The 21989-nt window shown below is 53.7% G+C and carries 21 protein-coding genes; 4 read left to right on the top strand and 17 right to left on the bottom strand.

Going from position 1 to position 21989, the window contains the following annotated elements; genetic code table 11:
* Window positions 1-21 precede the first annotated feature (21 nt).
* Window positions 22-690: an NAD(P)-dependent oxidoreductase gene (locus AB4Y96_RS15740; protein ID WP_441918380.1), complete on the bottom strand. Its 669-nt coding sequence runs from the start codon at window positions 688-690 to the stop codon at window positions 22-24.
* A 106-nt stretch (window positions 691-796) separates the two neighbouring features.
* On the opposite strand from AB4Y96_RS15740, the gene AB4Y96_RS15735 reads away from it, so the two are divergent.
* A complete protein-coding gene (locus AB4Y96_RS15735) occupies window positions 797-1687 on the top strand; it encodes a LysR family transcriptional regulator (RefSeq protein ID WP_441918379.1) in 891 nt (296 codons plus the stop codon).
* Window positions 1688-1709: 22 nt separating this feature from the next.
* Here the strand turns inward: AB4Y96_RS15735 and AB4Y96_RS15730 are convergent, their stop codons facing one another.
* The 6 genes from AB4Y96_RS15730 to AB4Y96_RS15705 all read right to left on the bottom strand — a co-directional run bounded on the left by AB4Y96_RS15730 (window position 1710) and on the right by AB4Y96_RS15705 (window position 8122).
* Complete coding sequence (locus tag AB4Y96_RS15730) at window positions 1710-2462, bottom strand: FadR/GntR family transcriptional regulator (RefSeq protein WP_441918378.1); 753 nt, start codon at window positions 2460-2462, stop codon at window positions 1710-1712.
* Window position 2463: 1 nt separating this feature from the next.
* On the bottom strand, window positions 2464-3441 hold the full coding sequence (gene yjfF / locus AB4Y96_RS15725) for a galactofuranose ABC transporter, permease protein YjfF (RefSeq protein ID WP_441918377.1): 978 nt from the start codon (window positions 3439-3441) through the stop codon (window positions 2464-2466).
* A complete protein-coding gene (locus AB4Y96_RS15720; protein WP_441918376.1) occupies window positions 3441-4454 on the bottom strand; it encodes an ABC transporter permease in 1014 nt (337 codons plus the stop codon). Before AB4Y96_RS15720 ends, yjfF begins: the two co-directional genes overlap by 1 nt.
* Complete coding sequence (locus AB4Y96_RS15715) at window positions 4451-5968, bottom strand: sugar ABC transporter ATP-binding protein (protein WP_441918375.1); 1518 nt, start codon at window positions 5966-5968, stop codon at window positions 4451-4453. Before AB4Y96_RS15715 ends, AB4Y96_RS15720 begins: the two co-directional genes overlap by 4 nt.
* A 72-nt stretch (window positions 5969-6040) precedes the next feature.
* Window positions 6041-6997, bottom strand: a complete 957-nt coding sequence (gene ytfQ / locus AB4Y96_RS15710; protein ID WP_210276010.1) for a galactofuranose ABC transporter, galactofuranose-binding protein YtfQ — start codon at window positions 6995-6997, stop codon at window positions 6041-6043.
* Window positions 6998-7225: 228 nt separating this feature from the next.
* Window positions 7226-8122: a LysR family transcriptional regulator gene (locus AB4Y96_RS15705; RefSeq protein ID WP_091881933.1), complete on the bottom strand. Its 897-nt coding sequence runs from the start codon at window positions 8120-8122 to the stop codon at window positions 7226-7228.
* A gap of 143 nt (window positions 8123-8265) precedes the next feature.
* Here AB4Y96_RS15705 and AB4Y96_RS15700 point away from each other — a divergent pair, with 143 nt between their 5' ends.
* A complete protein-coding gene (locus AB4Y96_RS15700) occupies window positions 8266-8910 on the top strand; it encodes a hydrolase (protein ID WP_441918401.1) in 645 nt (214 codons plus the stop codon).
* A 529-nt stretch (window positions 8911-9439) separates the two neighbouring features.
* Here the strand turns inward: AB4Y96_RS15700 and AB4Y96_RS15695 are convergent.
* From AB4Y96_RS15695 to AB4Y96_RS15685, 3 genes are all read right to left on the bottom strand, one after another.
* A complete protein-coding gene (locus AB4Y96_RS15695; protein ID WP_441918374.1) occupies window positions 9440-10657 on the bottom strand; it encodes a sensor histidine kinase in 1218 nt (405 codons plus the stop codon).
* Window positions 10658-10797: 140 nt separating this feature from the next.
* Window positions 10798-11463, bottom strand: a complete 666-nt coding sequence (locus tag AB4Y96_RS15690) for a response regulator transcription factor (protein ID WP_441918373.1) — start codon at window positions 11461-11463, stop codon at window positions 10798-10800.
* Between the two features lie 2 nt (window positions 11464-11465).
* Entirely contained in the window at window positions 11466-11969 is a 504-nt protein-coding gene (locus AB4Y96_RS15685) for a PepSY domain-containing protein (RefSeq protein WP_441918372.1), read from the bottom strand.
* A 236-nt stretch (window positions 11970-12205) separates the two neighbouring features.
* Here AB4Y96_RS15685 and AB4Y96_RS15680 point away from each other — a divergent pair, with 236 nt between their 5' ends.
* Together AB4Y96_RS15680 and AB4Y96_RS15675 are read left to right on the top strand one after the other, a co-directional pair.
* On the top strand, window positions 12206-12373 hold the full coding sequence (locus AB4Y96_RS15680) for a hypothetical protein (protein WP_441918371.1): 168 nt from the start codon (window positions 12206-12208) through the stop codon (window positions 12371-12373).
* 594 nt (window positions 12374-12967) lie between these two features.
* Complete coding sequence (locus AB4Y96_RS15675) at window positions 12968-14422, top strand: hypothetical protein (RefSeq protein ID WP_441918370.1); 1455 nt, start codon at window positions 12968-12970, stop codon at window positions 14420-14422.
* Between the two features lie 226 nt (window positions 14423-14648).
* Here AB4Y96_RS15675 and AB4Y96_RS15670 read toward each other — a convergent pair whose 3' ends face one another.
* The 7 genes from AB4Y96_RS15670 to repA form a co-directional block, all read right to left on the bottom strand.
* The gene (locus AB4Y96_RS15670) at window positions 14649-15776 is read right to left on the bottom strand and encodes an alpha/beta fold hydrolase (protein ID WP_441918369.1); all 1128 of its coding nucleotides are present in this window, start codon (window positions 15774-15776) and stop codon (window positions 14649-14651) included.
* A gap of 185 nt (window positions 15777-15961) precedes the next feature.
* Entirely contained in the window at window positions 15962-16540 is a 579-nt protein-coding gene (locus AB4Y96_RS15665) for a hypothetical protein (RefSeq protein ID WP_441918368.1), read from the bottom strand.
* 795 nt (window positions 16541-17335) lie between these two features.
* Entirely contained in the window at window positions 17336-17779 is a 444-nt protein-coding gene (locus AB4Y96_RS15660; protein WP_441918367.1) for a PIN domain-containing protein, read from the bottom strand.
* A 2-nt stretch (window positions 17780-17781) separates the two neighbouring features.
* Window positions 17782-18030 (bottom strand): type II toxin-antitoxin system Phd/YefM family antitoxin, encoded by a 249-nt coding sequence (locus AB4Y96_RS15655; RefSeq protein ID WP_091884490.1) that lies wholly within the window; start codon window positions 18028-18030, stop codon window positions 17782-17784.
* Between the two features lie 128 nt (window positions 18031-18158).
* Window positions 18159-19544 (bottom strand): plasmid replication protein RepC, encoded by a 1386-nt coding sequence (repC, locus tag AB4Y96_RS15650; protein ID WP_441918366.1) that lies wholly within the window; start codon window positions 19542-19544, stop codon window positions 18159-18161.
* A 156-nt stretch (window positions 19545-19700) separates the two neighbouring features.
* Window positions 19701-20711, bottom strand: coding sequence for a plasmid partitioning protein RepB (gene repB / locus AB4Y96_RS15645; RefSeq protein WP_091886867.1), 1011 nt, complete (start codon window positions 20709-20711; stop codon window positions 19701-19703).
* 3 nt (window positions 20712-20714) lie between these two features.
* A complete protein-coding gene (repA, locus tag AB4Y96_RS15640) occupies window positions 20715-21914 on the bottom strand; it encodes a plasmid partitioning protein RepA (protein ID WP_091886865.1) in 1200 nt (399 codons plus the stop codon).
* Window positions 21915-21989: the final 75 nt, after the last annotated feature.

The following is a 21989-nucleotide window of genomic DNA, read 5'->3' as shown; positions in this document are numbered from 1 at the left end:
GGCGGGTTTTCCCCTTTTCCACTACCAGGTGATAAACGGTATTTTTCTCAGCCATTCATCAGAGGCGACTTGATCTAGAATGAACGTCGCAACATCTTCCCGCGAGATGTTGCCGCCGTGGAAATGACTCAAATCGGTGAGCGTCCGGATCTTGTTGCGCGCGGGCTGGTTGTTGAGGATCGAGGGACGAACGATTGTCCAATCGAGGTTGCTGCTTGTGATGATGGCTTCCTGGCGGTCTTTATCGGCGTATACCTTGCGCAGTAGCAGGGGGAAGATCAGCTTGTCGAAGAGATAACCGCCGTGCCCTGCGCTGTCGCCCGCGCCCATACCGGTGATGGCGATAAGACGCGAGACCTTCTCTGCCTTCATGGCGCTTGCAAGGGCTTGGGTTGCGATCGAAAGAAGAGTGACCTCACGAAGTGGGCTTGCGGGTGTGCCGAGTGCGCTGATCACGATGTCCTGACCCTTGACTGCCTGTCGCAGGGCTTTTTCATCGCGGGCATCTCCGACTACAAGTTTTGCTCCCTTGATATCCTGGGCTTTTTCCGGCGAACGCACCAGCACGGTGACGTCATAGCCGCGACCTACGGCCTGGCTGACAATGTGGCGGCCGGTCGGCCCGGTAGCACCGAGAACCACGATCTTCGGTGCAGCGACTAAACCTGTTTCTGTTGCAATCGTATTCATGAGAGTATCTCCGGGTTGGAAGTTCTTGACACCTCGAATATGGCTGGTTCATTGTTGATCCGATAGACCATTAATTTAGTCACGACGTCTCACACATGGAACACTCATGGATCTCGTCGCACTTGCCGATTTTAATCTCGTGGCTCGTCACGGTGGCTTCGGCAAAGCCGCCCGTGCGGGCGGGCGTCCCAAGGCAACCCTTTCCCGGCGTGTTGCGGAACTGGAGGTTGCACTTGGCCTGCGGCTGTTTGAACGTGGTGCGCGCAACCTGAAGCTCACCGAGGAAGGGCGCGCCCTTCATGAACGTACAGCCGCTCTCCTGACAGAGCTGGACGAAACGGCAGCCACCATTGCCTCAGGGGCGGAGAAGCCACGTGGCCGATTGCGGATCAGCGCGCCGCTCCTTTTGTCACAGACCGCCATGGGCAAGATCGCGGCCGGTTTTGCACTGAAATATCCGGATGTGAGACTGGAAATCACGACTGAGGACCGAGCGGTTGATATGATCGAGGAAGGCTATGATCTGGTTATCCGGGTCAACCCGGATCCGGACGAAAGCCTTGTGGGCCGAGCGTTTCTGCATGATCGCCTCGTCGTGGTGGCAAGCCCCAATTTTCCCCGAGCCGCTGCAGGCCGCCCAGTTCCAGGCATTGTGCGCGGTGTTGGCAATCTGCAGACTTGGGATGTCACAACCCCGGACGGACATTTGACGATCAGCATTGAGCCAATCCTCGCCCTTTCATCCATAATCATGGTTCGGGATGCGGTACGGGCAGGCGTTGGCGCAGCCCGTTTGCCGATCTCCTTGGTGAGCCACGATATGGCCGACGGCACATTACTGCATTGGGGCGATATCGATGGGTCCGACATTGCGTTGTGGGCGCTCTACCCATCGCGCCGTCTGTTGAGCGCTCGCGTGTCTGCATTTCTGGATTTTCTGAAACAGGCCTTCCCGAATGGAACGCCCGACGAACTGGCTGCCTACATCGACAAGTAGCGGGCTAAAGCCTACTCACCCACTAGTGTGTCTCGCTAGTCGTCGCGGCCAGCACGCGTTCTGCGCCATCATCAATGACACCGCGCATGGCTTCCTTGGCAGCTCCGACATTACGATCCTTGATTGCGTCAGCAATGGCTCTATGCCGTGCGACCGAATAGCTGTGTCTCTCGGGATTAGGTATGGGCGAGCTGATCGTGAATGTAGTCACTAAAGCCACCTCAATGAGCGCGCTGATCGAGCGCATGAATGGATTGTGGGACGCATCAGCAATCGCGATATGAAACTGAAGATCGCTGTCAACAAAGCTGGACGCCGATTGGCCTGCCTCTCCCATTTTCTCAACCCAATGATAGAGATTTTCCAATTGTACATCAGTTCTACGCAGGGCAGCGAGGCCTGCGGCTTCTGGCTCCAATGCCAACCGCATTTCAAGAAGGCTTGAAAGGAACTGCGGAGTGGGACCTGCCTCGAAATGCCAGACCAGAATGTCCGGGTCGAACAGATTCCAATGGGAACGCTCGAGCACACGTGTACCAATCTTGGCTCGAGGCTGAATTAACCCCTTGGCTGCCAATGTCTTGAGGGCTTCGCGTACCACAGTTCTGGACACGCCAAACTTTTCGAACAATTCTGCATCACCGGGCAAAATACTGTTTTCAGCATAATCACCGTTGATAATGCGCAAGCCAAGCGCGCGCATGACATGACCATGATGGGTATGCGAATAACCAGCTGTGCGGAAATCATAGTTTGAAAGGTCGTTGCGTGGCAATTCATCCCCCACCGATAGCCGTTGTTCTTTTCGACGATAGGAACACCAATATACGCTGCATGGCAATGAACGAGAAAAGCAGGACACCCACAACAATCTTTGTCCACCAACTGGACAATGTACCGTCGAAGACGATGTAGGTTTGAATAATACCTTGGATAATCACACCGATAAATGTACCTGCGACATAGCCGACCCCTCCTGTCAGCAACGTTCCCCCGATGACAACAGCAGCGATCGTATCGAGCTCGACACCGACGGCTGCCAGTGAATAACCGGCAGAGGTGTAAAGGGAAAAAACAATACCTGCGAGCCCCGAGAGGAAGCCCGACATTGCATAAATTCCAATCGTGGTTCTGGCCACCGGTACGCCCATCAGCTCAGCCGATGTCCGGTTGCCACCGACTGCGTAAATATAAGAACCAAACTTGCTGAAATGCGCCATCACGATGCCAGCGACGAATACGATGATCATAAGGCAACCAATGAAGGTCAGTCTGCCACCGCCAGGGAGTCGATAAAAAAGACCCTGCAAAGCTGTATAGAATTGGTGATCAATCGGTATTGAATCCGTTGTCATCACAAAGCACATGCCGCGCGCCAGAAACATGCCCGCCAATGTTACGATAAAGGCAGGTACTTCGAGATAATGGATAATGGCACCCATACTTGCGCCGAAGACTGTGGTTATCGACAGCGCGATTGCAAAAGCAATCAGCGGATGAACGCCATAATGCGTAATAAGGACTGCGAGCAACACGCCTGTAAAAGCGATCACTGACCCCACGGAAAGATCAATCCCGCCAGAAAGAATGACGAAAGTCATACCGACAGCGGCGATACCCAGAAATGCATTGTCCGTCAGCAGATTACCTGCAACGCGGAATGAGAGCATCGCCGGGAATTGAAACACACACGCGGCGTAAGCGAGCGCACAAATCAGTAGTGTCGCATAGAAGGGTAGAAGTCGCGTGTTCATTATCGCTTTGCCCCCTTCGAGCGGAACTCTGCCTTGAGAAACGCCCATCCGCCCAGAGATGAAAACGATTGTGCCAGCAGGATGACGATGATGACCAAAGCTTTCAGGATGAGGTTGTATTCCGGCGGGAAGCCGGACAGCAAAATACCCGTGTTCATCGCCTGAATAATGACTGCGCCAAGTGCCGACATAATAATCGAGAAACGGCCACCGAAAAGCGACGTACCACCGATAACGACAGCCAGAATTGCGTCCAACTCCAGCCAGAGGCCAGCATTATTGGCATCGGCTCCCCGGATATCAGCGGCAATAATGATCCCGGCGAGTGCAGCGCAAAATCCGCAAAAACTATAGATAACAAGCAGCAAAAGTTTGCTGTTCAGCCCGGCATAACTGCTGGCACTCCTGTTGATACCGATAGACTCGATCAACAGTCCAAGTGCCGTCCGCCGCACGACTGTAATTGCTACAAATAAAAGCAATGCGGCAATCAGGATGGGCATGGGAATACCGGCAAATGAGCCGGTTCCGAAGAAGATCAGTCCAGGCTCATTGAAGGTCACAATGGAGCCTTCTGTAATCAACTGTGCGATACCGCGCCCTGCAACCATGAGGATCAGTGTCGCTACGATCGGTTGCAAATCGAAATAAGCAACAAGAATGCCGTTCCATAAGCCGCACAACAAACCTGTACCGAGCGCGGCGAGAATAACGACAGGCACCGGATAACCGGCCACAGTCATTGTGGCGGCGAGTGCTCCTGAAACAGCCATAACAGCTCCAACGGAGAGGTCGACGCCACGACTGGCGATCACAGTGGTCATCCCTATCGCAAGGATAATGACGGGCGCACCACGGTTTAGAACGTCAATCAGACTGCCGAACAGTCGTCCGTCTTGAAGGCGTATTTCAAAAAAACCGGGAAATGCCAGATAGTTGAGAAAAAGGATCAGAGCGAGCGACAGGAGCTGTGGTGCTGCCCTCGTCAACGCTGCGGTATTCAGGCGGTTCATGCCGTCGCCCCTTCTGGATCAGCCGCGATCATCTGCATGATATTTGAAGTCGTGATGTCATCACCGGAAAGCTCACCCCGATGCACGCGGTCCCGCAGGACGATAACCCGTGTGCTGTAAGCAACGATCTCATCAATCTCCGAAGAAATGACGAGGAGCGCCATGCCGTCATCACAAAGCTGATTGATCAGCGTGATGATCTCGGCGTGCGCACCCACATCAATGCCGCGGGTTGGTTCATCGAGAATGAGAAAACGCGGACTGGTTGCAAGCCAACGAGCCAGAATGACCTTTTGCTGGTTTCCGCCTGACAAAAGTTTGACCGGCTTTTCAATGTCGGTGGTTCGGATATCGAGTGCCCGCACGAACTTGTCAGCCAAAGCGGTCTGCTCACGGCGCGACAAACGGTTGAACCAGCCTCGTTGCGCCTGCAGTGCCAACGAAATATTCTCCCGCACAGAAAGATCGCCTATAATTCCATCGGACTTGCGATCTTCCGGACATAGTCCAAAGCCTAGTGCGACAGCCTCCCGCGGCGTTCGAATGTGAACTGGTTTACCTTCTATGGATGCCTGTCCCTTATCGGCGGCATCGATTCCGAACAAAAGTCTGGCTGTTTCGGTGCGGCCCGACCCTAACAGACCCGCCATACCGATTACTTCTCCCTGGCCGATATCGAGATCGAACGGCGCTATGCTACGGCTGCGTCCGAGCCCCTTGAAGGAAAATTGCCTGACCTTTGGCGCAGGTCGGGCACGGCGCACATTGTGCGTGGCAACCGCAAGAGTTCGCCCCAACATCAATGAAACGAGCTCGATTTTTGGCAATACTTCCGTCGTTGCGCTGCCTGCCAGCTTGCCGTTGCGCAGCACCGTGACCCGATCACAGATTTCATAAACCTGATCGAGAAAATGCGTAATGAAGACAATACCGAGACCACGAGCCTTCAGCTGGCGTAATATTGCAAACAGGATCTCGGTTTCGTGGCTATCAAGGCTGGCTGTCGGCTCATCCAGAATGAGAATGCGGCCGGACATATCGACAGCACGCGCGATAGCGACGAGTTGTTGGACGGCGACTGAATAACGGGACAAATCCGACGCAACATCGAGATCAAGGTCGTATTGAGCTAATATTTCCCGGGAACGTTTTTCCATCAATCGCCGATCGGTAAAACCAAATCGCATTGGCTGGCGGCCGATAAAGAGATTATCGGCAACGGACATATTGGGGAGCAGGTTTACTTCCTGATAGACGGTGCCGATCCCGAGTTTCTGGGCATGCTGCGTGTCACGCACGTTCACGGCCTGCCCATCAAGTTTGATCACACCCGCATCTGGTCGATGCACACCTGTCAAAACCTTGATAAGTGTAGATTTCCCAGCGCCGTTTTCACCAAGAAGCGCATGAATTTCACCGGCTCTTACATCAAAACTGACATCATCAAGTGCTTTCATTCCGATGAATGACTTGCCAATGTGTTCAGCGGCCAGAAGACTGGGTTTGTCCGTCATTGCGCTCTCCGGTGAGCCAAATGTCGATCAGTGGCCAGCCGCTTAAATAAGCGACTGGCACGACGGGCTTAATCAGTAGCCCAGACCCTTTTTCTCCTCATAGACCTTCTTCGGATCGTCGGCCTGCGTGTACAGTTTCGATTCCGTTTGGATCCACTTTGCAGGAGCCTTGCCGCTGTCCTTAAAAGCCTTCAGAGCATCAAACGCGGGGCCAGCCATATTAGGCGTAAGCTCAACGGTCGCATTCGCTTCACCCTCAGACATTGCCTTGAAAATATCAGGAACGGCATCAACCGATACGACGAGGATATCCTTGCCCGGCTTCAAACCAGCCTCTTTGATGGCCTGAATTGCACCTACCGCCATATCGTCATTATGTGCGTAAAGGGCGCAGATATTCTTGCCGCCGTTCTCGGCCTTAAGGAAACCTTCCATCACTTCCTTACCTTTGGACCGCGTAAAGTCGCCTGTCTGGCTTCGGACGATCTTGATGTTGGAGGCAGATGCGATGCCTTCTTCAAAACCTTTCTTGCGGTTGATGGCTGGGCTGGAGCCAACCGTGCCCTGAAGTTCAACAACCTTGCAGTCCTTGCCAGCAACGGTTTTTGCAAGCCATTCACCGGCCACCTTGCCTTCATGCACCGTATCGGACGTTACCGCAGTCAGATAAAGGCTGTCATTTGTCGTTTCGATCGTACGATCCAAAAGGATAACCGGGATTTTGGCTTCCTTGGCCTCTGCCAGAACCGTATCCCAACCCGTCGCCACGACAGGTGCAATGAAAATAGCGTCGACGCCCTGAGCAACGAAGCCGCGGATCGCTTTGATCTGGTTTTCCTGCTTCTGCTGCGCATCAGCAATCTTAAGTTCCACACCCCGTTTTTTGGCTTCAATCTTGGACACGGATGTTTCAGCGGCACGCCAGCCGGACTCCGAGCCGATTTGCGAAAAACCCACCGTCAAATCAGCAGCACTCGCTGTTCCAGCGAATGCCATGGCAATCGTACTGGCAAGCAGAATTCTCTTCATGGAAATCATGATTTCTCCTCCCGAAATTGGTCAAATTTTCAAGATCCTCCCAGACCTCACCGTATTATTATAATATAGTAATACAAATGACAATAGCACCTTTTTGACACTTTAGATTGAACAAAAATCCAACGACGCAAACCATGGTGCCTTCCTTTAACTCATGGCGTGACCCGAATGCAGGTCCGCTGGAATGAGAGCACCTCTTCAACATATCCGCGCGCTAGGTCACCCGGAGGTGTTGTCCGCAACATGTGATGGGTTCCTGAAGCACTCGATCAGCATCTCGGTAAGCACTCGCATCTTGCGCGCCGGGTGCTGGCCCGGTGGGCGAACGACAAAGATGCCGAGCTCTGGTGCTGGAAAGCTTGTCATAACCGGAACGAGCGCCCCAGAGACTAGATGTTCGCAGATCAGGTCTTCAGGCAGTCCAGCGATACCGATCCCGGCAAGTGCTGCCGAGACCAGAGCAACGCCATTGTCGGCCTTGAACCGCCCTTGCACTTTCATTGCGATGAGCGTGTCTCCATCCATCACCGGCCAGGTTTCATTTCCTTGCATCACAGCTTGGTGGGTGATGAATTCCTCCGGCGTCGCGGGCGCCCCGTGCTTTTCGATGTATGCCGGGCTCGCGACATACTTTGCGGATATCGTCCCAACCCGCCTGGCGACAAGGCTGGAATCCGGAAGCGTGCCAACTCGTATCGCACAGTCGAACCCTTCGGCGAGCAAATCGACGAACCGGTCAGTATAGCAGGCTTGAACCTGCAACGCCGTGTGACGGCGCGCCAACTCCGCGATCACCGGTGCAAAATGTGTAGAACCGAACGAGTGTGGCGCTGCGATGCGCAGGCGGCCTCGCAACTCGCCCGCCGGCAGGATCGTCTCCCTGGCTATATCGATTTCGCCACATACACGCGCTGCATAGTCTCGAAACGTGATCCCGGCTTCGGTGAGCGCCGCCCCTCGCGTTGTGCGGGCTAGAAGCTGGACACCCAAGTCCGCTTCAAGTCGTGCAAGCCGTCGACTGACGATCGATTTGGACACGCCCAGTCGTCGCGCGGCAGGCGACACCCCACCAGCGTCGGCAACTTCTACGAACGTACGCAACTCTTCGATATCCATTCAGCGTTCCCCAATCTGCGACACAGCACATCATGAATCGACGCTACCGCATCGAAAACAGGAATGGCAATCCTTTGTCAGAGACACCGCTTCGCAATTGTCTCAAGCAACCCATTCAACTCAACGGCAGCAAAGGAATTATTATGACATTTCGCAACGGCCTCGATTCACTTCTTCGTCCCGAAGATTCGGTCCTCGTCCTGATCGACCACCAGCCCTATCAACTTGCCAATCTGAACAGCCATGACCCGCAGATGGTCGTCAACAATACAACCGGCCTCGCCAAGGCGGCCAAGGTGTTTGGCGTCCCGACCATCCTGACCAGCGTGATCGCAGCGCGCGGCGGTCTTCTGTTCCCGTCGATTACCGAAGTATTCCCGGGCCAGGAGGTGATCGACCGTACCTTCATCAACACCTGGGAAGACAAGAAGGTCGTGGACGCGGTCAAGGCGACCGGCCGTAAGCAGATGATCATCGCTGGCCTTTGGACCGAGATCTGCGTCGCGATGCCTGCGATCCAGGCACTGGGCGAAGGCTGGGACGTGACCGTCGTCACCGACGCGTCGGGCGGCACGTCACTTGAAGCACATCAGGTCGGCATCCAGCGGATGATCGCAGCTGGCGCGAACGTGATGACCTGGGTGGCGGTGGCCGCCGAGTGGCAACGCGATTGGGCCCGCGCCGAGTCCGCCGAGAAATTGAACAAGGTCATCGGTCCGCACTCGGCGGGCAGCGGCATCGCCTATTTCTGGGAGCAGCAGCTTCTCAACACGCCAGTAGCTGGCTGATCCCGGCGGATGACGGGTGTATGGCGCGATGGACTGCAATGGAAGCAGATCGCGTGTCGGGGCCCGTCACTGCCCTTCGCCGAGTTGCACCGGAAGTTCCCCGTATTTGAGGTCGGTTTAACCTAACCACACAACCAACCCTCTTTGGTGAGATATTGATTGTGCCCAACTCGGGAAGAATTGGCACAAGAGGCTAACAGAGCGCGGCAAAGGATACCGGAAAGTTCCTTTACAAATGTCGCCAAGCRTAAGTTTTAGATAATTTTGATAAGAGACAAAAAATCCATAAACGCTCGTCGATTCTTCTTAAAACCATATCAAATGATGATCGAATGCCGCGAGCGGACACGGATCGGAATCGTATAAACGGTCTTTTCCGATCCGTCCCTCAACGCCTAACTGAATAAACGCATCGAGCGGCTGCCCACTCGGCAACTGGCCGGCCTGCAATGTTGAGGGCTGAACCCTGCCCGTCGATGAGACTCGGCATCTGTCAGGATGGCATTTTAACCTTGCACACAACGCATTTCTAATTGGCTGCCACACTTGGCAAACGGATAATGACTTCAAGTCCACCATGACTAGAACATGTAAACGCAATCGTTCCGTTGTTGAGGGAGACAATCTCAGAAGCAATGGCCAGGCCAAGGCCAGTGCCCGTCCCTGTCTCATCCAACCGCCTGTCACGTAGACCAATCTTACTGGGATCTGAAACCTGAATGCCCGGACCATCGTCGGATATTTGCCATTCGACAAACGCGCCATCCAGCTTAGCATTGATGTGAATTTGCGTGTTCGCCCATTGCGCAGCGTTCTCCAGTATCACACCGACAAGCTCCACAAGGTCGTTTACGTCGATGTCGACGTTCAGACCATCCATGACATTAACGACCCAGACCAGCTGTTCGCCTTTGGGTGTTCTTTTCAACACCGCAATCGTGCGGGGAACAACGCTGCTTAATGACGCGCTAAGTGCATGCATCCGAACGCGTTGACGCAGTCGGACCAGTCTTAACTGATAATCTATCCGGTCACGCATCTCGTTCGTCAGATCGACGATTGATGCTGCGCTGCGCGTGTTGCCGCCTTTTTCGAGCTCATAGGCGATCGTGCCCAACACGGTGAGCGGAGTTTTAAGCCCGTGAGCAAGATCGGACGCACGGGATCGCGCAAAATCCATAGATTTCTGTTGCATGGCAAGGAGGGCATTTACTTCGCCGACCACAGCTGCAACTTCCAGCGGGTAGATGGCATCGATTGAAGAAGCAACACCATTGCGGATACTTTCAATATCCTTACGCAATTTCTTAAACGGAAAAAGACCGAACTGCACCTGCAAGATGACGGCAACGACAAGGACGAGGCCGAGGACCAGAAGTGCTAAGGCCAGTTCCCGCCCAAATCGGGTGATCGCTTCATCGAGGATAGACCTGTCTTGAGCGACGATGATCTGAAAGCGCCGTTCATCTTTAGTTTTTGCAAAGCGTGCCGTAAGGGACAATGCAAGCAATGATTGGCCCACCGGCCCTTGAACGGTAGAAAGCTGTCCTCGTTCATTTGACGGGCTAACCTTGAGAACATGATCCCATAGCGATCGTGATCGGATGTTTTGCTGGGTACCAAGATCTGTTATCTGCCAATAGAGACCGCTGACCGGTGTTTGATAGCGTGGATCAGGCAAAGCGCCAGTAAGCAAAGGTGAGGCACCGGGCGCGTCCGGATTGATCAAGGCGACAAGGCGTGACATTGTCGCCGATAAATCTGCGGATGCGCCCCGCTCCACATTATTGGTAAATAGATATCCGATAGTTACACCCGCCAATACGAGGGCAATGGCAATCCAAATAMCAGCTCCCAGTATAAGACGAACCCGTAAAGACCGGATTCTCAAGGGGCATCCCCACCGAGGATATACCCAAAACCACGACGCGTTGCGATGATATCGGCACCTAATCTCTTGCGCAGGCGACCGACCAGGACTTCAACGGCATTTGAACCGCCCTCGAAGTCTTGCGTGTAGAGGTGTTCGGTAATCTCGATCTGTGAAACGACACGTCCGCCCTGATGTGCCATGAAAGCGAGCAGCCGGTATTCTTGTGGTGTCAATACAATTGGAACGCCTGCGCGCGAGACCTGTCTCATCCGTGTATCGAGAACCAGTTCACCAATTTCAATCTGAGATGATGCAAAGCCACCTGATCGGCGCACGATCGCACGTATGCGTGCCACAACCTCCTCCATCCGGAAAGGTTTAACAACGTAATCGTCAGCGCCGGACTCGATTCCTTCCACTCTTTCGTCCCATTGTCCGCGCGCGGTGAGAATCAATACGGGAACGTTACGTCCTGCGCGGCGCCAGCGCTTCAGGATCGTCAAGCCATCCAGTGTTGGAAGGCCCAGATCAAGGATCACGGCATCGAATGTCTCGGTGTCACCACGAAACCAGGCGTCTTCTCCATCCCTCGCATATTCCGCGAGGAAACCGGCGGCCGATAGTGCTGCGCCAAGCGACTCTGCTATGCGGCGGTCATCTTCGGCAACAAGTATGCGCATGTTTACCTCACTCTTATGAGTTTGCCTGTACGGGCATTGAAAGAATAGCGGCTGACTTCGCTGTTGGTCTCAAGCACCTTTAACTCATATTGGAGAACACCCCCCACGGAGCGTAACCGCGCGTCAATGATCTGGCCGTTGGTAAGGTTGCGGGCAATGGTTACAATGTCATCCAGTGGGAGGGCTCTATTGGCCTGGACGGCTCTCAAAGCGCCATTTGGTCCGACAAATTTCTCGTCGGGCCGGTTGCCGCCAGGACCGTTGGGGTAAGATTGCTGATCGCCTTGGGAATCATCAGAATCGGAGCCCCCGTCGTCCGAGTCCGATCCACCCACAGTGCCACCGTCACTCGGTGAACCATCCGAATCTCCATCGTCGGAGATTTGGATGTAATGGACACCCTCTACGTCACTTGCCCATTTATGTGCCTGCACCGCCTTGGGAAGGTGTAGTGCCAAGACAACAATCGCCCACCGCAACACGGCTCTCAGGGGCCGAAAACGCACTCGCATCCTCCTAAAACCATCTACGCCCGTCAAGGAGATAGCTTAGTTCAATGAAGCTGACAATTCGCTGACAACGCACTCACGGGTTTTTCAGGCGCAATAAAGTATACCCGCCACCGTCAAAGCATAACAAGTGAATTGGCAACGAGGTCAAAACCATGCAACCGAGCAGACATTAGGCGATCGCACATGATGGTACGTTTCTTCGAAATCCGAGCAAAACCAGGAGCTTCAACATGAGCGTGCTGTTTCGTTTTGTACCAGTCTTCATTTATGTGGCTGCGCTATCCGGAATGTTCTTTACGATGCTGGTTGCCTGGCCCGACATGCCTGCGGGACGTTTCAGATTTTCATACAGTATCGGACAAACCGGCGGCCCTTATGTCAAAACGATAAACTGGTAACGAGTCTTCGCCAGCCTTCGATATGCCCGACCGGGACGAATTCCCAATACGCTAGATCGCAGGGTCCTAACCTTCAGGATCGCCTCGATTAAAGTCTCCAAGGTCACACATTTTCGACGTTTGATAGCCTCCAAAAGGAATATAAAATGCAAATGCTATTTCGCGTTATGCCAGCTGCCATCTATATGGCCGCTCTATTTGCAATCATCTCGTCGACGTTGATCGTTCGGCCATCGCATGTCGGCAGATCATTCAACCTACATTGCCAGTATGAGAAATACTCCGATTGCAGATTGGTGCCCTGAGATTGACGGCACGGTGTAGAGGGCCGCTTCTTTATGGTGCATCCACCCCCGCTCGTTTCTTCGATTCATCGTGCGATCGATGCCTAACACCCGGCAGAACCTAACGCTTTACCCCTCCATAGGAAAGCATACAGGGGCAGTGCGGATGAACGTTCAGCACAAAAGCAAGCGCGCAGACCAAGCCCAACGGTGATCACGACAAACCGAAGCGGCTCGAAAGCCGCACCCGAACCTGACAACGCTGCGCGTGCGACTTGCCCGCGCCTACCCAATACACAAGAGGACAAGAATGAACTCGATCAGAAAAACACGCCGTGTAGCGATGATGTTGAGCAGCGCCCTTCTTTTGGCCATGACTGGATCAATCACCGTTCCTTTGTTTGAGATCAGTCAGGCTATAGCTGCATCATCTACAAAGATTGATGCAGGCCAATTGCAACTCAATATGCGCCGGTCTCTTTCAACCATTCTTGTTGCTTACAAAAACGAACCCAAAAAAGGCTCGCGGGTGGATGCCATGCTTATGAAAGCGACAAACGAAGCACTGCAGGCACTTGGGGGCCTTGAAAAAGGTCTTAACTCCCGCGACCCAAGGAAAATGACGACTGCTACAAGCAGTCTTTCTGTTGCAGTTGGCCGCATTGAAGCAATTTCGGATTCTGCCAGGATTGCCAATCCGACGGTGCGCGAAGGCGTCAGGGCTCTTTCCGCGAACTGGGCCGCCTATGGGACGCGCTATGCGCTTAACGAACCAGTCAAATCAAAACCCGTGAAGGCAAGTTTCGAGCAGGTAAAAGAACTTAAGGCGCAGGTAACTAAGCTTCGCTCACAGGTGAACAGGCTGCAAATCGAAACAAGGTCAAATACCCAGCTCGCAGCCAATGTCAGAAGACTGTCGTCCCAATTGGACCAGGTCGAACAGGACCGTATTGATGACGCAAACTATCAGCGAACCGTCTTTCTCCTTGGTTCGTTTATGGGCTGGATGGACGGCTATCGGGTCGTCACGACGACCTACTACCCGGCTTATACCCGCTACTTCGTAGTGGAACGGGTTACCTATGAATATTGGCAGACCTGCTGGTCCGACTATTACGAGCCTTATTACACCTATACAGACTGGGGCTACTACGACGATCCGTTTACGCCCACTGTCAACATTAACATCAATATCGACGCATCGACACAAGTGGTGGTCAACAACTACGCTGAACAGAACGTCAGCGTCATGATTGACGAGAGTCATCAAACCGAAAATTATTTCGAGAACCTGCCAATTGCAGAAACTGACATCGACATGAAGCAGGTGGACTACACACCTTCCACACCCGCTTATGAATTGGAGAAAGAAGCCGCCAGATCCTCATTGGACTCTCCAGAAACGATAACCGCTCCGATTGAGAGAGGCAGCCAGATCGAACCCAATGACAATACTGCCGATGAAACTTTAACGGGCGATTCAAATACACGAGTGCCGTCGACCGCAGAAGAACCGGTAGTTGAGCCTATCGTCCCGGGTAGCGAACCGGAGGAAAAAAAGAGTAGCGCGCAGCCTGAACCATCCGTCAGCACCTCGGAAGAGCCGATAATCATTGATCAGGATGAACAATCCCCCTCCACGAAAAAAGAGCAGGTCATCGAGCCTTCCGACAATAATGATGCGAACGTGCAAAGGCCTGATCGCGAGCCGGCGGCAATCGACGAAACGTCGCACGAAAGCGAAGATGAGCAGCCTGCTCAATGAGAGCAGGCATATGTAAGCTTTGCCGCCTGATGAGCCGTGTTCCAGTGATTGATCGGATCTGATTGAGATTAAGGGTGTGATCAAACAAAAGGTCGCGAAGCTTATCTATGCTGGAAACCATGACCGATACCAACACTAACGCTACGTGCCGCTCCTTACATGCAAGTGCCTGACATCGTGCTGAGCCGATCTGGTTTCCGTACCAGAGATGAGATCGACACCACTGCTACAAGTTTTTTCTGTCGAGCCAATCGCGGATCGCCTGTATGTGCTCAGCCTTACGTTCCAACGGCAGCCAATGGCCGCTGGGCAAGCTCACAAAACTCAGGTCACCGCAGGCGGCGCGCATTGGATCCCCCTGGCGATTGCCGAGGATGCTGCAGATCTGGTCATAGTCGCCGTTGACGAATAGCACCGGCATCGACAATCGACCTTCATCGGGCGCTTCCCGCGCATAGGCAATGTTGGCTTTGTCATTCACATACCAGGAGCAAGGCGGATGGAACCCATGCGCGTCGAACGACTTTACCAGCGCCTCGAAGTCCGCCACTGGCCATAGAGCTGCATCGGGCTGCGTCGGCGGGGCACGGTGGGCAGCTCCGAAGCGGCCTCCGTTGCGCGTGACTTTAGCCATCGGCGATACCGTGCCGACGGAAGCAGGACTGCCGGATCGATAGGCCGATGCCAGATATGCGGCCTTGTCAGTATTGAGGTCGGCGACCGCCTGGTCGAAATGCGTATTATAGTAGCGGGCATAATCCCACTGGCCATCGGGATACTCTTCGGCGGGATAGATATCGCGGTCGACCAGCGAGACGAGCGTGTCCAGGCTGTTGCCCTGCGGAAAATACGCCCAGGAGGTCAACACGACGCCGCGGCATCGTTTGGTCTCATGGGCGGCCAGCGAACCGACGACGATGCTTCCCCAGTCGTGACCCACCCAGACGGCGGGTTTGCCGCCAAGGTGATCGTGAAGTTCCGCCATGTCCTTGACGATTTCCTTCATAGCGTAGGCGTCCCTGGCCGAAGGTGCCGAAGAACCACCATAGCCACGCATATCAGGAGCGATGCAACGCCATCCATCCACGGCAAAGGCTTCCATCTGAGCGCGCCATATCAGGCTCGAGCTGGGAAAGCCGTGAACGAAGACGATCAGCTGCCCATCGGCAGGTCCGCTTTCAAGGTAGTGGGTGGTGTGGCGATCCGTGCTGACGGTGCGCGACGACAACGGCGGCGTAGGTGCTCCCCGTGCCGTGCCGGATAGGGACGCCGCCGCACACATGTCGAGAAGGGCGGCGCGCCGATCAAGCGTCGGTCCGATTGCGAAATCCACTGATTGACGTGAAGCAGTCATCGTCAGGTACTCCTGTTGAAGTCAGATGATTTCGGCCGCTATCCGGTCGTTCGATGCCGTTAGCTCTGTTCCCCAAAGCTGTTTATCAGCCCGCGGTTGAGTGCCGTGACTTACCAGACAACCCACATTGCCATGTTTCGCCATTGGCTTGGGCGCCATCACTCTGAATGGCATCAGTTCGCGGGTTACCCGCTAATGATTTTGGTTAAGTCGGCCAGAAATATTTCGTCGTCTGTCTGATCAACCATCTGTGGTGGCTCGTAGCGATCCATCACCTCGAGCAGATAGGAAGCGAGTTTTTCGTCGCCACGGGCTAGGTGTACCTCCCACCTCAGCATCAACACTTCGTAGGTGATGATGTGGTGAAAGCAAGCCAGAGCGTATCGATAGAGCCCCTTCAGCACAGCGTGCATTGCCGTTGCGTCTTCGGCATTTTCCAGCACGGGATAAATATCATCAAGATTACGCAGCGGGCTGATTGCAGTCACGAGGCCGAGCGTTGACCAGACTGTGTTCATGGCCAACATATGATTTGCCAGAGAAGATGGGTCGATGCGCAGATAGATCAGGGCCAAGAGCAGGATTTCCGCTGTCCAGATATCCTGCGACCAGTCGTTACCAATGTCTGGCCAGTACTGCCCTAGTGGAGCCGTCTTGCCTGTCGCAAACCAATTCACGGCTGCGTGCCTGAATAGATTACGCAGCGCTGCCTGTTCATCTTGTGGCCAAGACAGTAAGCCCAGTCTGGCAATCTGATCGGGCAACGAAGGAGTCAAGCACATGTCAAATATGGCACATTCAAGCGCGCGCGGTAGCCAATATCGGAATGTGGTAAGGCCGCCGGAACAATTGGGATGCTCGAGGTAGATTGGCGAAAAAGTAGCGTAGTCCGCCCTGCGAATATTGCTCTGGCCACATATCTGCTCCTCTTGCTCTACCGGGAAGCACTGCCGACAGAAACCCCGTACCGGCCGGTACGACGAGAACACCTCATAGACCTCCCCCAGACATGCATTTGCGTCTGGACCAGAATTGTCGAATGCGAAAAACAAGGGCGCATGGGCTTTCATCAACACAGCTTAATGGGAAGCGTGTGAGAAGTGAATGCTCGTACCCACCTTGGCCACCTGAATTAACTCTCAATAATATCCAATTATCGTTGTTTTTATTACATTATTCCACTTATCACGCATATATACTTAGAATAGCTTCTTCATTATGGACTCCTAGCTCGAGGATCGGTCGGGAGTTATCCCGTCTTCTCCTTCTGTCGGGTCTGATTTAGCTTTGTGGCCGTCCAAGTTCCAGATCTGCACCCAATCCCTGCGCTTGCTGGGCTCTACAGCACTGATTTCAATGTGTTTTCTGGAACTCCCTGCTCTCTCCGCTTGGCCCATTGCCTTTCCCATTCACGTCTGTTTTCTTCTTATCGGCATATATAACTGTTCGTTTTCCAATAACTTATGTGTTTGTACAAAACCGCTTATGACGAAGATAATGGGTCGATACAATTCGATTTTATCGACCCATATTCGAAAACTGTCACTCCCATCGACACTTTATGCCGACGACGGTAGTTCTTTTAATGGGTTCCACCATTTCACGCCCATTGGATCAAAATGCTTTTCGTTGGCGGTTAACACTGTTAAGCCATTGGCATCCGCTGTAGCTGCAACGGCAACGTCTGCAAAACCGGGCTCATACGCTCGAGCGCGATCAAGAATGGCACCCGCTGCGTAAGCTTCTTTGATGCCAAATGGGAGAATTCTGCTTCCATACAAATTCTCGATCAAGGTCACCCAATTGCGCAGCCTTTTGGCCTTGGTGACCGCCTCAATCCGCTCGGCACGATGAATGCCATGCCAGATTTCAGCAATTGTCACTGACGAAAGATAAATTTCGGAGCCATGCAACTCCAGCCAACCAAGAATTGGAGGGCGGTTGCTTTGAGCGGCGGCAACTGGTGATGTCGCAGATACGATGTTTGTATCAAGCAGGAACAAGCTCAGAACTCCGGACTATAGGATCGCGATGGCTTCTGACTGCGTTCGGGAACGTCACCCGTCTCTCCCGGAAACGCTGCTAGAAGTTCACCGAAGCTGGGAACCTTGGAGAGCCTTTCATATTCTTCAAAGGAGAGAACCACGGCTTCCTTGCGTCCGTGGCGCGTAACAACGGTCGGTTCCCCCGCAACGGCCCGATCAACAATTGCCGAGAAAGTTGCCTTCACGTCTTTTAATTGCGCCTCCTTCACTATGATCACTCCTATATGACTACCGATAGTCATATTATATCGCGTGGCATTTTCTGCAAGGCTCCATTTTGGAAGATTTATCGCGCCTTTCAACAATATTTGGAGCCCCGCCTCAAATTTCCACCTCCTCACCTTCCTTTGACGAGTCTGACGTGTTGTCCATTTGCGCGCAGTTGGGCAAGGAGCATGGGCCAGACGGAGAATTCGCCTTTTGCGGCTTTGTCGGTGAGGGATCTGAGATAACCGCCGGCGGAATTGATCTGATCGGCCCTTTGCAGGATGCAGGCCATGGCAATGGCGGCGTTTTCCTGGCCGAGTACCGAGCAGGCTTCCTCATAGGCAGACGGGCTGACCCCGAGCATGGAGCGCACGACAATGGCGGCGCCCATCAGTTCGGACCAGCTGGCAAGGCCGTTTTTGGCATAGGCTGATATGTCGGGACAAGCCTGGCGGACAAGACCGAGCGGAACGGGTTTTGCATCAAAGACGGAGGTAAAAGTCTCACTGGCGGGCAAGTCAGCGCGTTCTACCGCAGCACGATTGGCCGGGCCAGCAGCCGCAGCGGCCAGCGGCCCTGCCCTATCGGGGTTTTCTGATCCTATATTCCTCGTTTCAGCATCTGTCGTCTCAGCAGGTTCATTGGGTGCAGTGTTTGGCACGTGGGTTTGGCCTTGGGTTTTTCTAAAGCCGGGTTCAAGATCAGAAGTGGATTTTGTATTTGAATTTTGTTTGTGGCGCTCAGAATGAGACTCTCTGGCGCTTGTTTGTTGTAAATTCAGCTTATCCTGCAACAACTTGCAGATCTCCAGCTGTATGCACTCAAGCCCGTCCACAACCGGCTCCAGATCGCGGATCGTTGCCTGGCGCGGAATATCATCCATCACAGCGCGAAACGCCGTGTAGTGGCCGCTCCAGTCAATGTGAGGCATCTCCTCAAAGCCAAGCTCGATCAGCTTGACGATATCACGGCGCAATAGCGTCACCTTCTCCTTCATCAGCTTCAGCTGCAACCGTTCAGAACGCACTTCTTCGGCCATCGCCTCGAATTCCTGCGATCGCACCACCAGCGGGGCCAGCGAGAAGCCAAACGCCTCACCGCCCTCCCCTGCCCCTGTCGCCCCTGTTCGTGGCTTGCGCGCATAGCGCTTGCCATTGGGGCTGTCTTTACGAAAGATCACGCCGGTTTCCACCAGCGCGCTCAAATGCCGGCGCAAGGTTGCAGGTGCCATGCCGTGGGCGCGCAATGACAGTTGCGCATTGGATGGAAACACCACCAGCCCGCTCATCTCACTGAGTTCATTGTGTGGATAGAACGTCAAAAGCGCGTTCAGCACCACCAGCGCCCGGTCGGATATCCCGATCAGCGCCCTTGCCTCGCACAATGCGCGAAACAGCTTCCATTTGTCGACCGAAGCCTCTGGATCGACCTCCATCGCGCCAGCCTGCGTTGCCAGCATGCCAAGCGACAGCGATCGCCGCCCAAACGGCGTCGTGAATGCATTCCCCGACTGCATCGTCCTCTACCTTTCAATAGGCAAAAGATCCACGCTCGCCCAAACGACGCCAATTACTCTTGACACTGATTCCCGGAAATGCGATTCTCAAGTTACCACACTGTGAGAAGGGCTTCCGCGACGGCAACGTTCGGGAGCTTTTTTCTTTTGCGGTGTCTAGTCTCCTGTTTCCTTCTGGAATTCTTCAAACAAAGTCAGCAGCTTGCGCTCAACGAAAGCGCCAAATTGCGAACCAATCCGCTTGTCGAATGCTATACTAAGTGCCGCATCGGTTTCCTTGATCTTCGCCGGAGATGTTCCATCTGGCGCAGTCCAGGCCGTTACCCGCGGTTTATCTTTGGTAATTTTCATCAGATCGAAGATGATTTGGAAGCGTGCATCGCTTTTCGCGGCAAGAAAATCCGCATCATCAATGTGTTTCAGCGCTCGTGCGCGCTTCGATTTATCTTCGAGCATGTCGGCGATCTCAGCCCAGCGCTGCCGCCCAAAGGCGGGTGCTGGGCCAATCGCTTCAATCAATGGCGATGGGATGCGCTTAACAAGAGCAATCATGCGCGACAACGCCGCCTTATCAACGCCGAGCGATGACATGATCGTCTCACGGTTAAAACCCTTGGTCTCCAGCTTCGCTGCGAAATAGCAGCGCTCGACAAAAGACAGATCAGTGCGTGAGTTGTTTTCTTGGCCCTGCGAAACAATCAACTGCTCATCGGTAAGGTCACGTACAACTGCCTTGACCTTGCCACCGATCTCTTTAACGGCCGCCAGGCGCCTATGCCCATAAGCAACCTGAAACCGCCCTTCCCTTTCAGGGTGCGGACGCACCAGAATGGGAACCTGTTGTCCATGTTCGCGGATCTGTACAACCAGGCCGGATTGATCTTCCGCATCAACACCAAGACGATCAACAACGAAAGAGGCGTCCACAAGTGAAGGATCCAGCTCAATAATAGCCTGCCCTTCCGCAAGACGTTTTTCAATTTCCTCAGCGCGCTGCGCCTTGGCAGAAATACCATCGAGCGACTGCGATATAGCCCCTACAGGGCTTGCAGGCCGCAAAGGACGATCGAGACCAAGCAGTGGTCGTCCCAACGTTGTCCTCACTGGTGTTGCAGATTCTGCTTCGTCGCTTTCCGGCGTCATTTCAAACAGGTTTTTACGCGCCATGGGTTATTTCCTTCCCCACGTTCTACGGAGCAATTCCTCAATTTCACCATTGACCAGCGTCAGGCTTTCCAAAGCCCGGTCATAGGTGCCACGCGTAAACAGCGAACGGTCCACCTCATAAAGAGTTTGCTTGGTCAAACCGGCATCGGAAATCGCCGTGGATTTCAACATCTCACTCTCAAGAACACGATTACCAAAAATTGACCGCATAAAGCCGGCCATCTGATTTTGCGGGCCGTCATTGGGCTCGAAACGCGTAATTAAATAGCGCATCCAGTCATATTCAGTTTTGCCGCCAGCGTTTTCGACCACAGCAAGGAGATCGCTGGTCATGTGCAGGAACTGCGACATGGACATTACGTCAAGCATCTGTGGATGAACGGTGATCAAAATGGCCGTTGCCGCACAAAGTGCTGAAAGCGAAAGGAACCCCAACTGCGGCGGGCAATCCAGAATAACCACATCATAGGCGGATTCAATATCCGCAAGACATTCGCCGATACGCGAGAAAAACATCGTATCAGGACGCTTGTCAGCCAGAACCTTCGGTGTTTCGTGCTCAAACTCCATCAATTCCAGATTACCCGGAATGATGTGCAGGTTTGGCGTGTAGGTTGCCCGAACGATTTCGGTGATATGCCGGCGTTCAGCACCATAGCGAATAGCGCCGTACAACGTCTCGTTCTGATCAACATCAAGCTCCGGCTGGTGGCCAAACATGGCCGAGAGCGACGCCTGAGGATCAAGATCAATGGCAAGCACGCGATAACCGCGCAGTGCCAGATACTGGGCCAGATGCGCCGATGTCGTGGTCTTCGCGCTGCCACCCTTGAAGTTCATGATCGAAATGATTTGCAGCTTTTCGCCATCCCGGCGATGCCGCACATATTTCGCAGCACTCTTGCCATTGGCGTCAAGCAAACGGCGCAACTCTTCCAGATCATTGACGGAATAAAGCCTGCGTCCGTTCGACTGTGGTGCCGGGCCATGACCATCGGCCACGATCTGGCGCAGATACCCTTCGTGAATACCGATAAAATCGGCGGCCTCTGCCGGCGTGAACATACGAATTGTTTTCTGCGCTGTCGGCGGGAAAATGCGCGATTGATGAGCTTGTAGCTGACGCGCCAAATCTTCAGCGTCAGATGCAATCAACGACCGCAACGTCGTTGCGGGCGCATCTGCCGGGTTCTGATCAAGCATCTCCAACCTCTCATCTGCGCATTTTCGTCCAAACTTTAAAAATATGCGCTGATTCCAATATGGAGAGATTCTCTT

It is taken from the genome of Phyllobacterium sp. TAF24, from assembly GCF_052113785.1.
Taxonomy (GTDB): domain Bacteria; phylum Pseudomonadota; class Alphaproteobacteria; order Rhizobiales; family Rhizobiaceae; genus Phyllobacterium.
This window is presented reverse-complemented; position numbering and strand designations above follow the sequence as displayed.